The organism is Pseudomonas sp. C11 (assembly GCF_034683865.1).
In the GTDB taxonomy this organism is placed as follows: Bacteria; Pseudomonadota; Gammaproteobacteria; order Pseudomonadales; family Pseudomonadaceae; genus Aquipseudomonas.
Window position 1 is genome coordinate 495,764 of sequence record NZ_JAWIIP010000002.1, and the last position, 14,490, is coordinate 510,253.

Annotated in this window: 11 protein-coding genes and 1 tRNA gene; 8 read left to right on the plus strand and 4 right to left on the minus strand. The window is 52.3% G+C overall.

The window, feature by feature from the left end; translation table 11 throughout:
- Position 1 precedes the first annotated feature (1 nt).
- From VC352_RS05245 to VC352_RS05260, 4 genes are all read left to right on the plus strand, one after another.
- Positions 2 to 694 (plus strand): pseudouridine synthase, encoded by a 693-nt coding sequence (locus VC352_RS05245; protein WP_322978529.1) that lies wholly within the window; start codon positions 2 to 4, stop codon positions 692 to 694.
- A 382-nt stretch (positions 695 to 1,076) separates the two neighbouring features.
- Complete coding sequence (locus VC352_RS05250) at positions 1,077 to 1,964, plus strand: alpha/beta hydrolase (protein ID WP_322978530.1); 888 nt, start codon at positions 1,077 to 1,079, stop codon at positions 1,962 to 1,964.
- Between the two features lie 85 nt (positions 1,965 to 2,049).
- A tRNA-Gly gene (locus VC352_RS05255) sits at positions 2,050 to 2,123 on the plus strand.
- Positions 2,124 to 2,226: 103 nt separating this feature from the next.
- Complete coding sequence (locus VC352_RS05260) at positions 2,227 to 3,915, plus strand: site-specific integrase (RefSeq protein ID WP_322978531.1); 1,689 nt, start codon at positions 2,227 to 2,229, stop codon at positions 3,913 to 3,915.
- Positions 3,916 to 3,938: 23 nt separating this feature from the next.
- Here VC352_RS05260 and rnhA read toward each other — a convergent pair whose 3' ends face one another.
- From rnhA to VC352_RS05280, 4 genes are all read right to left on the minus strand, one after another.
- Complete coding sequence (gene rnhA / locus VC352_RS05265) at positions 3,939 to 4,418, minus strand: ribonuclease HI (protein ID WP_322978532.1); 480 nt, start codon at positions 4,416 to 4,418, stop codon at positions 3,939 to 3,941.
- Positions 4,419 to 4,564: 146 nt separating this feature from the next.
- Positions 4,565 to 5,377 carry a Bro-N domain-containing protein gene (locus tag VC352_RS05270; protein ID WP_322978533.1) on the minus strand — a complete coding sequence of 271 codons (813 nt, stop codon included), beginning with the start codon at positions 5,375 to 5,377 and terminating at the stop codon, positions 4,565 to 4,567.
- A 75-nt stretch (positions 5,378 to 5,452) separates the two neighbouring features.
- Positions 5,453 to 5,689 carry a hypothetical protein gene (locus VC352_RS05275; RefSeq protein ID WP_322978534.1) on the minus strand — a complete coding sequence of 79 codons (237 nt, stop codon included), beginning with the start codon at positions 5,687 to 5,689 and terminating at the stop codon, positions 5,453 to 5,455.
- A 504-nt stretch (positions 5,690 to 6,193) separates the two neighbouring features.
- Complete coding sequence (locus VC352_RS05280) at positions 6,194 to 6,820, minus strand: Bro-N domain-containing protein (protein WP_322978535.1); 627 nt, start codon at positions 6,818 to 6,820, stop codon at positions 6,194 to 6,196.
- Between the two features lie 1,386 nt (positions 6,821 to 8,206).
- Between VC352_RS05280 and VC352_RS05285 the strand changes: the two genes are divergently transcribed.
- The 4 genes from VC352_RS05285 to VC352_RS05300 are packed head-to-tail and all read left to right on the plus strand — an operon-like array spanning position 8,207 to position 14,236.
- The gene (locus VC352_RS05285; RefSeq protein ID WP_322978536.1) at positions 8,207 to 9,268 is read left to right on the plus strand and encodes a ComEC/Rec2 family competence protein; all 1,062 of its coding nucleotides are present in this window, start codon (positions 8,207 to 8,209) and stop codon (positions 9,266 to 9,268) included.
- Entirely contained in the window at positions 9,258 to 10,538 is a 1,281-nt protein-coding gene (locus tag VC352_RS05290; protein WP_322978537.1) for an ABC-three component system protein, read from the plus strand. The genes VC352_RS05285 and VC352_RS05290 overlap by 11 nt, the downstream gene beginning before the upstream one ends.
- Entirely contained in the window at positions 10,513 to 11,058 is a 546-nt protein-coding gene (locus VC352_RS05295; RefSeq protein ID WP_322978538.1) for an ABC-three component system middle component 1, read from the plus strand. The genes VC352_RS05290 and VC352_RS05295 overlap by 26 nt, the downstream gene beginning before the upstream one ends.
- Positions 11,039 to 14,236, plus strand: coding sequence for an AAA family ATPase (locus VC352_RS05300; protein WP_322978539.1), 3,198 nt, complete (start codon positions 11,039 to 11,041; stop codon positions 14,234 to 14,236). Before VC352_RS05295 ends, VC352_RS05300 begins: the two co-directional genes overlap by 20 nt.
- Positions 14,237 to 14,490 lie beyond the last annotated feature (254 nt).

The following is a 14,490-nucleotide window of genomic DNA, read 5'->3' on the forward strand; positions in this document are numbered from 1 at the left end:
CATGCGCCTGGATCGCTTCCTCAGCAACTTCCCGCGCTTCAGCCGCCAGGACAGCCGCCTGCTGATCAGCGCCGGCCGCCTGCGCGTGGACGGCGCAGTGGTTCACGACCCGCGTCATGAGATCCGCGACTTCCAGCGCGTGGAGCTGGACGACGAATTGCTGCAAGCCGGGCGCAACGCGCGCTACTGGATGCTGCACAAACCGGTCGGCGTGGTCAGCGCCACCGAGCATGACGAGCACCGCACCGTGCTCGATCTGCTCGACGAGCCGGACAAGCATGACCTGCACCTGGCCGGGCGCCTCGATCTGAACACCAGCGGCCTGCTGCTGATCACCAACGACGGGCGCTGGTCGCGGCGCATCACCCAGCCGCAGCAGCGCAAGCCCAAGGTCTACCACGTCACCACCGAGCAGCCGATCACCGCCGAATACGCCGAGGTCTTCGCCCGTGGTCTGTACTTCGCCTTCGAGGATCTGACCACCCTGCCCGCCCAGCTCGACGTACTAGACAGCCACCACGCCCGCCTGACCCTGTTCGAGGGCCGCTACCATCAGGTCAAGCGCATGTTCGGCCACTTCCGCAACCGCGTCGTCGCCCTGCACCGCGAAAGCATGGGCGAGATCGTCCTCGACCCACAACTGGCTCCCGGCCAGTACCGCGCCCTGACAGCGGCGGAAATCGACAGCGTCTGACGACCTTTCCGGCTACCCGACCAACGGTCAGCACAATCGTCCATAAAGATGTGACTTGGCCTTGCGTGGCTGCAAGCTAGCTGCTTGAATCGAATCACAAGTCTTTGCGTGACCGATTGGTCACAGCGAGACGAACGAAAAAGTTCTTCGGTTGCTGGTGCTCTGCACCGACTGGATTCCTGCCTGGTAACACCGCCCTCTCCCGGCCCTGAAAACGCCTGGAGCGCTCGCCTGTTTCGATCCTAACTGATTGAAATCCCTAGACTTATAAAAATCTCCAGCCTGACATCACGCTGTCACGCTCAGGCGCTTTTCTAACTGCTCAAACCAACGCGAACGGTCGCCCGCTCGCCTTGACCTACTTGCGCCAGGAGGAAACGACATGAGGCCAGAAACCGCAGTCGTCGAGATCAACAGGAAGCACAAAGTCCACACGGAGTTCTACGGCAACCCGGCAGCAAGCAAGACCATCATTCTGGTCAACGGCTCCCTGGCGACCACGGCCTCGTTCACGCAAACGGTCAAATACCTGCAACCGCAGTTCAACGTGGTGGCCTTCGACCTGCCCTACGCCGGCCAGTCGAAACCGCACAACACGGACTTCACGCCGATCACCAAGGAAGACGAAGCGGCGATCCTGCTGCACCTGATCGACCACTACGGCGCCAACTACCTGATGTCCTTCTCCTGGGGCGGCGTCGCCGCCATGCTCGCCCTGGCCCAGCGCCCGGCGACGCTGGAAAAGGCCGCCATCTGCTCCTTCTCGCCGATCCTCAACGTGCCGATGCTCGACTACCTGCACAAGGGCCTGCGCTTTTTGAACGCCGTGGATCGCGACAACATCGCCCTGCTGGTCAACAGCACCATCGGCAAGCACCTGCCGTCGCTGTTCAAGCGCTTCAACCACAAGCACGTCAGCACCCTGGACGAACACGAATACCGGCAGATGTACGCCCACATCAAACAAGTGCTGAGCATGGAAGCGCACTGCAGCATGGAGTGCCTCAAGGCCATCGACATCCCGCTGCTGTTCGTCAACGGCGACCGCGACGAATACACCTCGGTGGAAGACGCCTGCCTGTTCGCCCAGCACATCGACCACGCCCAGTTCGCAGTGATCGACGACGCCGGCCACTTCCTCGACATGGAACACAAAGCCGCCTGGCTGCAGAGCCAACGCGTACTGCTGGACTTCTTCAACGCCCCCAGCAAACGCCTGCAACTGCCAACCAAAGGCGACCTGCGCGAGCTGCAGGCGATGGCGGTATGACGGGCACCGAGCGTGGAGCGGATGCGTCTATCGCCAAGCTCCGCGCTTTATTCCTGGATCGAGTTCCGGTATAAAGGCACCCGCTGCGGGTGTCGTATAATGGTAATACCCTAGCTTCCCAAGCTAGAGCCGTGGGTTCGATTCCCATCACCCGCTCCAGACTTCATAAGCCCTTGATTCTTAACGGATTCAGGGGCTTTTAGTTTCTGACTGCTTGCTGCCCTTCTGCTGATTGGTACAGAGGGCTGGTACAGTGGCGATCATGGCGCAACCCTGGAAACATCCACAGAACGGTATCTTCTACTTCCGCCGAGAAGTCCCCGAAGACATCCGCCGAGTCATCGGCAAGCGTGAATGGAAGGTCTCCCTCAAGACACGGCATCTCCCCGAAGCACGTCTTCGCTTCATTGGGGAAGCACAACGCTGTGAAGAAGCCTTCACTGCAGCGCGAGACCAACTCGCAGGTATCTCCCGAGTCTTACCCTCAGATGCAATCAAGCTGGCCGACAGATGGGCTAAGGCTGTTCTGCAGGAATGGGAGACCAACCCCGAAAAGGTGAAAGACTTCTTGGCTGTGTCCGATACAGGCTCGGATATCGACTACCTCCCCGCCTCTGACTTTGTGGGCCTGGATACACCCGTGGCCCTCTCCGAGGCGCTTTCCGGCTTCATCCGTCACACACTTCATCAACTCAACCTGCCGCTTCCTGTACCAGCCGATCCTGCAAGGCGAGCACTTGAAGACGCCTTCTACATCCGCTGGTGTGAGCTGTGCCGTCTCGCCTTTGCCCGTCATCACGGGGACTGGCTATCCAATCTCAGCCTTCCAGCCGCAGAGCAGCCCCTCACTATCGAGCGCTCAGCCCAACAGAAAGATCAGCACTCACCGAAACTCTCGGAGGTCTTCACGCTTTGGGCTGATGACAAGCGCCAGCTTGATGGGGACAACCCCAGCACAGCGAAGACAATCAGCACCTTCGGGGCAACCATTGCCATCTTCACCGAACTGTTCGGCGATATGCCTGTCAGCAGGATCACCCGTCCGATGTGCCAGGAGTTCAGCTCCAAACTGGCGAAGATGCCTACCAAGGGCGAAGGAACCCGAGGCCTGTCAGCGCCCCAACTCATCGCAAAGGCCGAGGCTGAGGGTCTTCCCACTGCCAGCTTGGTGACAGTCAAAAACAGGCTCAAGAGCTTCTCTGCTGTCCTGGCCGTGGCCTGTCGCCTTGGGTACATCCAAGAGAACCCGGTCACCGCTGCAGGGCTGATCCAGCGTGTAGCCAGGGCGGCACAAAAGACCCAGGGCATCGAAGACAAGGGCTACAGCCAAGCAGAGCTGGTCACCATTTTCACCAGCCCTCTGTTCACTTCAGGGTGGAAACCCGCACGGGCTGATGTTGGCGAAGCGCTTTACTGGCTGCCCCTTCTGATGGCCTACACCGGAGCACGCCGCGAAGAACTGGCACAACTGGAAGTGGCCGACGTGCGCAAGGATGATGATCTCGGCGTTTGGTATCTGAGCATCGCACCGGGCGAAGACAAGTCCGTGAAGACCCAGAGCAGCCGCCGGAAGATCCCACTTCACAAAGACCTGTTGGCGCTTGGTTTTCTTGAGTACAAGGACAGTCTCCCCCAACAGGGACGGCTATTCCCGAAACTGGAGAAACATCGCCAGGATGGCTATGGGCACTCGTTCGGCAAACTATGGAGCAAGTACCTGAAGGATGTGGCGAAGTTGGATAGCCAAGCCAGCCCTTCTCACGGCTTCCGTCATAGTTTCAAGACGCTGTGCCGGGAGGTCGGTATCGAGAGCGCTGTCAGCGATTGGATCACAGGACATGCGGCACCGAACGTGGGCGCGACCTATGGGAGCAACCCGCTTCGCCGGATGGCCAGCGAGCTGGAGAAGTTCCCGAGCATAGCTCAGGCTGCAGGGCTGCTACCGCAGTAGGCAGCGGAAGGCTGTCGCTAGGCTTAACCATACTGCTCGACGCGCTGACTCAGAGCAGCTAGTTGAGCCAGGGCATCAGCCCTCTCATTCTCGGGATGACCGCTATGGCCACGCACCCACTTGAAGTGAATCGTGTGCTCGGCCAGCAGCTGATCGAGGAGCTGCCAGAGGTCAGCATTGGCCACCGGCTTTCTGTCAGCGGTGCGCCAGCCATTCTGCTTCCACTTGGCCAGCCAAGAGGTGCAGCCGTTCCTGACGTAGGTGCTGTCAGTCACTACCTCCACCATCGAACCAGGGGTCTTCAGGGCTTGTAGCCCCGTGATGACCGCGGTCAGCTCGGCCCGGTTGTTGGTCTGCTTATCGCCCTCAAGCGGCCCAGCGATCTCCATCGTGCGCCCCTCAGGGTTCCGCAGAATGGCCGCCCAGCCTCCACGAGCTTGGGGTTTGCCGTTGTTGAGGCAAGCACCATCGGTGAATATCTGAATGATGCGTTGATGTTGCATGGATGTGGTGTTCCTCTTAGTTCTGCCGCCTGTGGTCGCCACCGCCTACGCCCACCAGCGCCCACCACAGAGGGCAGCGCAGACGGACACAAGCGGCAGGACTAAACGGGCTGGTAGTAATCGAAGTGCAGTGGCGAAACTGCAGCTCAGGCAGCGAATGACTTCCTCATGGTCAGCTTCCCTTCTTGATAGAGCTGGACGATCAGCTTTTTACCTTCTGCCGTGGGAATGATTTGGTAGTAAGGGCGGGCTGGATGTACTTTCAGCTTCTCGATAAACAGCGTGTCTCGGTACTTGGCGTGCACCCGGTATTGGTTAGTTTCCACGGAGCGGTATAGGTAGCCCTGGTCAGCCAAATCACGCTTGATGGCCATAGTATTGATGCCATTCAGGGTACGCACGAAGGTGGTCAGAGACTCCTTACGCAGCGCCACGCAGTTGTCGAAAACGACAGCCTTCGTTGCCATCTTCTTGTTCTCTAGAGCAAGCCGCTCTTTCTCCTGAGCGAGGCGCTCGACCTTCCGCTTGAGCATTTCGTATGCCTTCTGGATGAAGGCGTCCTCGTCCATTTCACCGGTCGCTACCTTCTCCTCGCCCATGATGTAGGCGCCGTCCTTGCGGATGGCTGGGAGTACGTCGCGGGTTACCCAGTCTTGGAAGCGGCGGGCCTCGGGCTTATCTGAACGCATGATCAGCTTGTACAGGCCGGACTCGGAGATGACAGCGATGCTGGGGGCGCTCCCTAAAACAGATTTAGGGAGGTCACCGGCTTTCAATACACGGCGCTCGTCGTGAGCCATCTTCTTCATGTGGGGTGCAGCACCGGCACTCAGGTTAAAACCCAAGGCGTGGCACACATCCACAGCGACGAACCAGGGCTTGCCGTCTAGTTCAACTATTCGGATCGGGAAGGTCTCTGCCAGGGTGGCGAAGGTGCGGGTGATGACGTTGGCGCTCATATTCTTGTCCTCCAGAAATGACAAAGCCCGCTCAGGGGCGGGCTATGGGTGTTCGTTGGTAGTGAGGGGGTTTGTTTACTGACCGATCAGGGCTTTGAGGCTCTCGACGGTCTCCCTGGCTTCGTCGATTTCTGCAATCAGCAGCAGGTTGCGCTTTTCCAGTCGGTTGGTCTGCTCGGCGTTGCAGAAAATCTGTTCGTTGTTGCAGCTGATCTCCACATCGTTGTCGGCGATCTGTTGTTCGAGCACGTCGATAGCCTTCTGGATCAGGTCATGTTTGATGGACAAAGAGCGGATTTTCGAATTGATCATGAGTTTCTCCTCACAGTTGTCGTGGGTCTTGAAACAGAAACCCCCGGCAGCGCGGGGCATACCGGGGGCGGTCTTCCATACCTGTGTGGTAATCCGTCGGTAGGGTCTTCCATACCTGTGTGGTAATTGGGTCAGATGTACTGGTTAGCCTGGATTTCCTGATGTTCTGTTCAGTTGGCTGCGGCTCTTCGTAAAAGCCGGAGCACCGGAAGGTTCATCTGCTGGGCTGCTTTCCATCTGCGTTTGTCTGCGGCCAGGATCTCGCTCAGCAGCGGATGTTGGGCGGTGCCTCCGTCGGTAGTAGCCAAGCCCGAAGCTCTCCGACTCCTGGCCTTCCTCACTTCAATGGCGATGCTCTTCATGAGCGAGCCCCTTCTGAGGTTTTCTGCTTGGATCTAGCTACCAGCTTGAAGTCGGTCTGCCAGGCGATGCAGAGCAGGTACACCAGCGGAACCAAAGGCCAGAGCAAGAGAGCGCCCAGGAACATCAGTTCAGGTAGACGCATCAGGCTACCTCCAAGTGCTGCTCGGTGATCGCTCTCAGTCCCGTTAGGGCAATAGCCTCCATAACAGATCGAGGGAGGTCGTAGTCGAGAGCAACCCTGTCGATTGCGAGCTGGCAGAGGCGCTTGTACTTCTCAGGATTCTTACATGCCAGCCAGTGGTCATGCTCGGTCAGGCGGTCGAACTCTCGTAGTGCCGGGAGAGCCTTCTCACGGATGTTCTCGGCCAGCGCATCCAGAAGCTCGGTTCGGATTTTCTGCTGGCCCATGATGTACATGCCGCGCTTGCGGATTGAGGGCAGAACCTCCGTCACAACCCAGTCCTCGAATCGTTCGGCAGAAGGCAGCCGTGAACTGAAGATCAGGCGGTAGACATCGCGTTCGGGGATTATCTTCATATGGCGAACCTGACCCGTCGATTCGTCGGGGCAGGTCATTGCGTTTCTGCAGTGCTTGCGGATCGCTGCATCGGTATCCGAATAGCCCAGTGCTTCGGCTACGTCCTTGGCTATGAACCAGGGATCATCATTGATCAGGACAGTGCGGATCTCATTGCCATCAAATGCGTAGACGATGGTTGGCAGGGTGTTGGTCGCGTTGTGAGTGGTGCCTTTGAGCGCGATTTTCATAACGTAGATCATCCTTTTTGTTCAGCCGTCAGAGTCCCTTCCATCCATGCCACCAGCTCCCATCTACAAGGGAAACATGGACGGCTCGGACGGCTGGACAAAACGGGCTGGGTTTGAGGGGAATCTGCAAGGGATGCAGGGTTGATGCTTGGTGACTTGCCCAGGAGTTCCCCGGTGCCTGGATGCCGCCCATGGGCCAAAGCCTGGGCAGCAGTGGTTGCCTAGGTCGCTACTGTGCTGAGGCCAGGGCTGATGGATGACAGAGGCGAATGGGGAAACTCCTGGGCGGAGTCATCTGGAGGTGCATGAAGATGAGCAGGAGGTGGACTGACAGAGAGGCTTGGGCTTCCTGACAACCACTGACGGGGATGGTCACTGACAACATCGTCATCGGTGATCATCGATCCTGTGTCAGCAGAGTTGGGGAGGCATCAAGAGCACCTTGCGGTGCAGCTTGAAGAGCACCTGTCAGTGTCTCCGCAAGACAGGCTTGATGCTGTCTCATTGCTACGTTCTTCATTGATGGTTTGATGGTAATGACCATGGATACAGGACAGCTCAAAGACACTCTTAGAGTGGCTTCGCCATCCACCGCTACACCCCGCGAGTCATCGCAGGTAGCCAGCCTCGACTGGACGCCATCACCTTCCAGCCAGCTATGTCAGGTTCGTCATCACCCGTGACTGCTGGCCGATTGGTCGGGGCAGTGAGAGGGGCTGTACGCCTGAAGCTCAAAGTAGCAGTAGGTACTCGGCGGTCGCCTCGCTGGGCTGTTGCCTTTCCCTGGCTCGATCAGTCTCCTAGCGGTTTGCCACCAATGATTATCGAGCGTCATGATTGAGGATCGAATGTACGAGATTGCGCGTACTTTCCTCCATGACGGTGTGGTAATCGATCTCCGCCGAACGTGCTGTGTTCTTGCAAAAAAGTAATATAGGCGGTAAGTGATTGGCCTCTGTCTCGTGGCGACTCCTATAGGCCAAGAGCGGCCGATGATGGGCGACACCTTATGACTCCAATATGCCGGTTAGAAGCGTCAAAACGACCATAGGTGGCCGACCTTATACATGAGTAGCCCGTCTCCTTTAACTTTCAATCCGCACGAGAGCAAGGACCCGACCGAGACGAATTCCCGTGGTTGAGGTGCCGAACGATGCCGGCTGCTTGGGATTGACCATCTAACAAATATCACGGTACCTACAAGCTAGACAGCATCGCCGGCAGCACCCTAAAAGTGAGACATCTGTGAGCGGTAGTTTGGCAGAAGCGATCGCCTGAACCAGAGTGCTTGGAAGATGTTCTGCGAAGCGCTATTTTACTGGCACCATGGCACCATGGCACCATGCCCGTCGTCCAGGGCTATAGAGCGCTATACAGGGAGTTTGTATGAGCATCAGTGTCCGCGTTCTGCAAGCCAACCATGGCGATTGCATCCTAGTCACTCATGAGGCCCCGGATTACGTATTTAACTTGCTGATTGATGGTGGGAATGCGGCCACCTTCAAATATGGCTCACCGCCTAGGAACAAGGGTTCGCTTTGCATCGTTCTGGATGAACTGAAAGCGAAAGGACAGCATATCGACTTGGTTATTCTGACCCATGTAGATGACGATCACATCGGTGGCCTCCTTAAAGCGTTCAAGGCGCCTGGTTATCTGAGCCAGATGGCCAAGTCCATATGGTTCAACTCCTCACGGCTAATTACTGATCATTTCAATGAGCCGGAGATACCTCAGAATAACGTTCATCTGAGCAGCGATTCGCCAGAGACAAGCGTACGGCAAGGTAAATTATTCGAGGCACTGTTGGATGAGATCGGCTGCAACCGTGCGCCCCTTGTGATGGCTGGTCAGACTATCCAAAAAGGCCCGTTCACATTTACTATTTTATCACCGAACGAAGAGAGCCCTAGAAAACTTCTGTGTATTTGGCCTGATGAGCGGAGCCCAGTTGAGACTACGCTAGCTACAGATTATGGATTGAGTTTCGAAGATATTTTGGCAACAGATAAATTTGAAAAAGATACGTCCATTGCTAATGGCAGCTCTATCGCATTTATTTTGAAGGCGGGAGAGAAGACCATGCTGTTTCTAGGAGACGCGCATGATGGTGTAGTGGTGTCGGCGCTGCGCGCACTGGGTTATAGCTCCAAATCTAGGTTGTCCGCCGATCTTGTAAAGATTTCGCACCATGGAAGTGAGTTCAACACTAGTTGGGAGTTTCTTGAACTGGTTGAAAGTGACCGCTTTATAATTTCTTCCAGCGGTTCAATCCATGGCCTTCCAAATAAAAGAACGATAGCTAGAATTTTGGAAGCAAGCAGCGCGACCATATACTTCAATTATAAAAAAATAATTGAACAAATTTTACTGAGCCATGAGCGGAATATCTATTCTAGCCGCCTAGTAGAACTTCCTCCAGAAATTGGTCTAGAAGATGGCAGTTGATGAATTAATTATTTCACACGCAGTAAAGGTGAACTCTGGTAGCGGCGTCTTAATAAGCGCGCTCTCGAAAGAATTTTCGTATGTTTTGACTGCGCGTCATGTAACTGGAGATAAACTTGAGGTGAGTCGCGATGGGCGGGCAATAAATATTATTGCCGCCCCTTATCACCATCCAGATAATCAAATCGACTGCTCCATCATCAAGGTTGAGTATCAAGAAGACATCAATCAGCGCATATGGGCGGGGACTCTTCCACCAGGATCAAGGATTTCCTATGTAGGTTATCCGAGGGAAAATGCGGGGACGGAAAGGCCTTACAAAATTTATGCTGGAAATCCGAACGACTTAGCGCATCAGATTATCGTATGTAATTTAGATACTAACCCGTCTCAGGATTCAATTGAGGGCATGTCTGGTGGCGGCGTCTATTACATCGCTGGAAATATACCATATTTATGGGGCGTCGAGTTCCGGATGGACGATGAAGACCCAGAGGCTAGATATGGACGGATACGCTGCCTCCCCATTAGCCGTTTTGAGGAAATAATTGAAGCTCATCAACTTGTACAAATTGCACCTCATTACCTAGGGTGTTTTTCTAACTTTAAAGACGATATCTTCTATTTCAACGCTGCAAACCCAGCAAATGTTCAAAAACTTCGGCAGAAGCTTGATGAGAAAGCAAATTGGCTTATTGAGCAAGGCATTCCTAGCCCCCATGATTTAATGTTGCGGTACCGAGAAAAGCTTTTAATAGGAGACGACGAGCCAATTGTTACCGTGTTAGACCGGAATCTTTGGGTGGCTTACTTTGAGTTTGTTATTGTCTGCTCCATCCTCGACGATGAAGATGTTATTGATGAGGCTTACCTAGACAAACTGGATCGCAAGCGTCGATTTGTATACTCAGGCAGCGACGACAACTGGATATGGAGATTGTCAGATATATTTAAGGCAGCAAGAGGCATGCTTGATGTCAATGGGGCAATGCTCGTTAACTCCCCTCAAGAAAATGCTATCGGGGTGCCAGACCCAGAAGATATTGCCGATGTCATAGATGATATTGCAAGCTCGCCCAGATTTAGAGAGTTGAGCCGAATAGATAGCGCTCATAGCGAAATTTACCAAACGTACTCAGTGGCGCATTTAAAAGGTCTGCGGAACGACCATATCCTGGCTAAGCATCGTGAGTATGGAAGATCCTCGATCGGAAGTCAGCTGAGTATACTCAAAGGTTACTATGATGACGCTATCAAAAAGAAATTATGATCTAAGCTTCCTAAGCTCGGAATTTGAAAATGTAAATTTTGAAATTTACTCTTCCGATCAATTGCAATTTATTAACTGTATAACATGTTGGTTTGACTCGCCTGAAGAGTTGATTAAGAGCTGGAAAGCACTCCAAAGTATTATTTCAGTCAAGTTTAAGCCTGAAGTGCGATTCGCAAGATGGAACATTTATCTAGCAATGCTCTGTGCAGCACCACTAGATGTTCGTGAAAAATATGCGATTGAGAATGATCGCTATGCGGCTAGAAAGATCGTACTCGATGGTCTGGGAGAACTGCCACCAGCTGAAAAGATTGAAGAGATGATCAATGTCGAGTTGCTGGGCACAGATTTAAAGCTGCAAACGATGCCTCAGCCGACCTCGGCAGTAAAACTTTCCATTGCTCCTCTTATAAAAAATGCACCTTTAGACTCGACAAGCAAGTCAAAAGAAAGGCGAGGGGAGATTGTAAGCAGACTAATAGAGCACTATAGGCAAAATGAAAATAAAGAGAGTTGAGATCGAAGGGTTTCGCGCCTATAAGCTAAAAGAGAATGGGACTTTTGACTTTACTATTGATGGCCATAGGCCATCATGCTTTGTTGCCATATATGCCCCAAATGGATTTGGGAAAAGCTCTTTTTATGATGCTGTTGAGTGGGCATTCACCGATAGTCTAGAAAGATATACGGGCGAACATAACAAAAAAAGTAGCCAAATAGCTGCGCGAGGAATAAAGCAAGATCGCATTCCTTTGAAAATCTTGCGCAATAAGGATGTGCCAGATGAAATTATAACCAGAGTGGAAGTAATTACCACGCACGGTCTATTTCCGCGAGAGCTACCAAAACCAAGATCAAACTCGACTGATCTTTCGTTCAGCGTGACTAAAAAAGCGAGAAAGAAAGAGTCAAGAATATTCAGTAATATTATTCTTTCTCAGGATGCCATAGATCGTTTTCTGCGCGAGGCCAAGCCGCAAGAAAGGTACGAGTTGTTCATGCAGTATTTCGGGGGCGAGACCGAGGCACTTCGTCAAGAAATTACAGCCATCCTGAACGAAAATAGATTCACGCTGGATGGCCTAAGAAAGCAACGGGCGGAGATCAAGCAACAACTTAAATTGCCGGTCGATACAACCATATTTGAAAAATTTAACTCCTTAGTTGCTGAACTAAATAAAGATGGCGAGTCGCTCCCACTTGCCTCTTCAAGTTTTAATGCCCAAGCTGAGCATAAACTACTTACATCTATAATTGATCGAAAACATGCACTAACATCTCTTCTCCTTGCAGAGCGGCAACGTGAATCCGCGCTACTAGAGCAATCCTCTCGCGTGGATCAATTACAGCTTAATCTTGATGTGATTGCCGAGCAAGGCCCTAACCTAGCAAAGCTCACGAAAGGTGTAGCGGACTCGCAACACTACCAATCTATCTCCGCTGCACACAGTAAAAATCTTGCAGAATGGAAAATATGGAGAGCCGAGCTTGCGGAGCTAGAGACCATCGAAGAGCTTGTTTCAGCATTTCTCTCTGATGTGTCGGAATTAGAGAAAGCAGCAAGTGAGCGCGCTACGCTTGAGAATAGTAGAACAAATCTTACAGCAACTCTTAAGTCAGCTCAAAGTACTTCAAAGTTTCATAGTGATGCTCTAGGTGCGACTGACCAACGAGCATTAGCCTTGCAGTCAATGTTATCAGGCAGCTCTGCTGTGTATGCGGAGATTGCAGTTCATCAGGCAGGCCTAGCGGCACAACGATCTGAACTACAGAACAAGATAACGAAAATCCAAGTCGACAGGGGTGAGCACGAACGCATCAGTGGCGAACTCGCGAAGCTCTCCGCGATGACCTTAAATATCGAAAGCTTAATAGCACAGGATATGGGATATCCTGTACTGCCGGCTCACCGCCTCTCTGAAGTTTATTCTGCACACCAAGAGTTAGGCCTACTACAGCAGAATGATCTTGCGATTAGGGGCACGCAAATAGCGCTCACTCGGCAAAAGGAAGCTATTGAGCAGATAGTCTCTCACGGCCTAACCTATCTCGCCGAATGGAGCAGCGATCAATGTCCTCTATGCCGAACGGTGCACTCCTCACCTGAAGCGCTGACCGCTAGGATTAGAGACAACGATCTCCTAAGCGATATGGCGAGACAGAATGCGGTTCAGCTTGAGCTGATTACCTCCCGGGCGGCTATTCTCAAAAACGTGATTGAGTCAGCGGTTGTCGAAGCCCAGGATCGACACGCAAAGAAAGTGGTCGAGATTAGAACTCAGCTCGATCAAATTTCCTCACGAATCAATGCAGCAGAGCAAGATAGCTCTTCGCTGAGAACCACAATTAACGCGACTGAAGAGACTATCAAGGCACTTCAGCTCAGAGTTTGGAACCTAAGCTCCGAAGAGTTACATAATCGGGCGGGTGCTGAGCTCGAAAAACTTTTCAGCAGTCGTAAATCTCAAGTCGAGCAGATTGAGGTCGCCAACGAGACTATTTTAAAATTACAAGCACAGGTACAAGCAATCGACGCAAGACTGCAAGCCCTACATCTTCGCGGGGAAAGCATAACGTCTAAAGATCAATACAAGAAATTAGTAGCATTTTCGGCGGAAAGGACGATTTCTGAATTTAGTGATCTCCCTTTGTACTGTGCTATGAGACGAGATCAGCTTGTTCGCTCTATCGACGAAAGTACTGCGCAGCTTGAGAAACTATCTAAAGAATGTAGTGATCTTCAACAGATAATGCTCGCAGAAGGAAACTGGATCGACTTTCAGACCTTGGCTTCTCAGAGAGATATCGCTTCAAAATTGGTTGCTGATACAACCTTTCTTATAGACTCGTTCTTGGCAGTCGTCGGCAGATTGCTTGGTAGGAAGTTCGAGGCGAATCCGGATGTTTTGCGCTCAGAGATAGCGTCCGCCATAAAATCTTCTTCTGAGAATTCCGCATACCTAGTATCGAAGATCAATAAATTTGAACTGCTTAATGAGCATTTGAGGGCATTCAAGCCCTATCTAGAGAGTCTAACCTTGCGCGATACTCTTTCTGAAATCGAACGAAAGATATCCGAGCATCAGATGGTCGATAGAAAACTTTCGGAAGAGCGGGAGCTCATTTTTTCTGAGCTTCGTGGGCAAATTGGTGCTTTCTTCTTCACGGATCTTATCAATGCAATTTACAGCAAAATTGATCCGCACCCGTCATTTAAGAAGGTAGAGTTCATTCCTGACTTTGACGGCTCAAATCAACCTGGCCTTAACATTGTGCTAAGAGATGATGCGGGCGATTTGATTTCGCCTATGCTCTACTTTAGCGCAGCTCAACTTAATATACTTAGTCTCAGCGTATTTCTGGCCAGCGCGTTACACGCTAGAGACGCAAAGGGTGCCCCCCTCGACGTCATATTAATTGACGACCCTATCCAGTCGATGGACTCAATTAATGTTCTTGCAACAATTGACCTTCTTCGAAATGTCTCGCTGCAATTTGACAAGCAAATAATTATATCCACGCACGACGAAAACTTTTTTGACTTGCTTAAGTTAAAGATACCTACTGAAGTATTTGGTTCTAAGTTCTTGCAATTAGAAAGCTTTGGCGTGGTCAGTCAAGTTCAAGACGCCCATGATTTTGTCGCGGGACTTCCAAAAGTTTATTCCCATTCTGAACGCAATCACAATGACTAAAACTATCTGGAACAATGGATAAAAGTACTGCAGGATACGGGGCGAAGGGGGCTGGTGTAACTTTTGCAAAGTTCTAACTATTATCGACTTATCACTATTGGCTTTCCAGAAAGCTTTGGGGCGAAAGTAGCCTGCTCGCAACGGCTACTTCTGGCCGGTTTCTGCCTGTTCTCACCGGCCGCTTCGGGTCGATAGAGGCCAACTTGCTATGTCCAAGACGAAAAAATAATTCACCCCCACTCACTCCAAGCCTT

Bases quoted from the DNA above. Each gene is read 5' to 3' on its own strand.
- VC352_RS05275 (WP_322978534.1), bottom strand. From the start codon at position 5,689: ATGATCAATTCGAAAATCCGCTCTTTGTCCATCAAACATGACCTGATC.
- VC352_RS05245 (WP_322978529.1), top strand. From the start codon at position 2: ATGCGCCTGGATCGCTTCCTCAGCAACTTCCCGCGCTTCAGCCGCCAG.
- VC352_RS05295 (WP_322978538.1), top strand. From the start codon at position 10,513: ATGACGCTATCAAAAAGAAATTATGATCTAAGCTTCCTAAGCTCGGAA.
- VC352_RS05290 (WP_322978537.1), top strand. From the start codon at position 9,258: ATGGCAGTTGATGAATTAATTATTTCACACGCAGTAAAGGTGAACTCT.
- VC352_RS05285 (WP_322978536.1), top strand. From the start codon at position 8,207: ATGAGCATCAGTGTCCGCGTTCTGCAAGCCAACCATGGCGATTGCATC.
- VC352_RS05300 (WP_322978539.1), top strand. From the start codon at position 11,039: ATGAAAATAAAGAGAGTTGAGATCGAAGGGTTTCGCGCCTATAAGCTA.
- VC352_RS05280 (WP_322978535.1), bottom strand. From the start codon at position 6,820: ATGAAAATCGCGCTCAAAGGCACCACTCACAACGCGACCAACACCCTG.
- rnhA (WP_322978532.1), bottom strand. From the start codon at position 4,418: ATGCAACATCAACGCATCATTCAGATATTCACCGATGGTGCTTGCCTC.
- VC352_RS05250 (WP_322978530.1), top strand. From the start codon at position 1,077: ATGAGGCCAGAAACCGCAGTCGTCGAGATCAACAGGAAGCACAAAGTC.
- VC352_RS05270 (WP_322978533.1), bottom strand. From the start codon at position 5,377: ATGAGCGCCAACGTCATCACCCGCACCTTCGCCACCCTGGCAGAGACC.
- VC352_RS05260 (WP_322978531.1), top strand. From the start codon at position 2,227: ATGGCGCAACCCTGGAAACATCCACAGAACGGTATCTTCTACTTCCGC.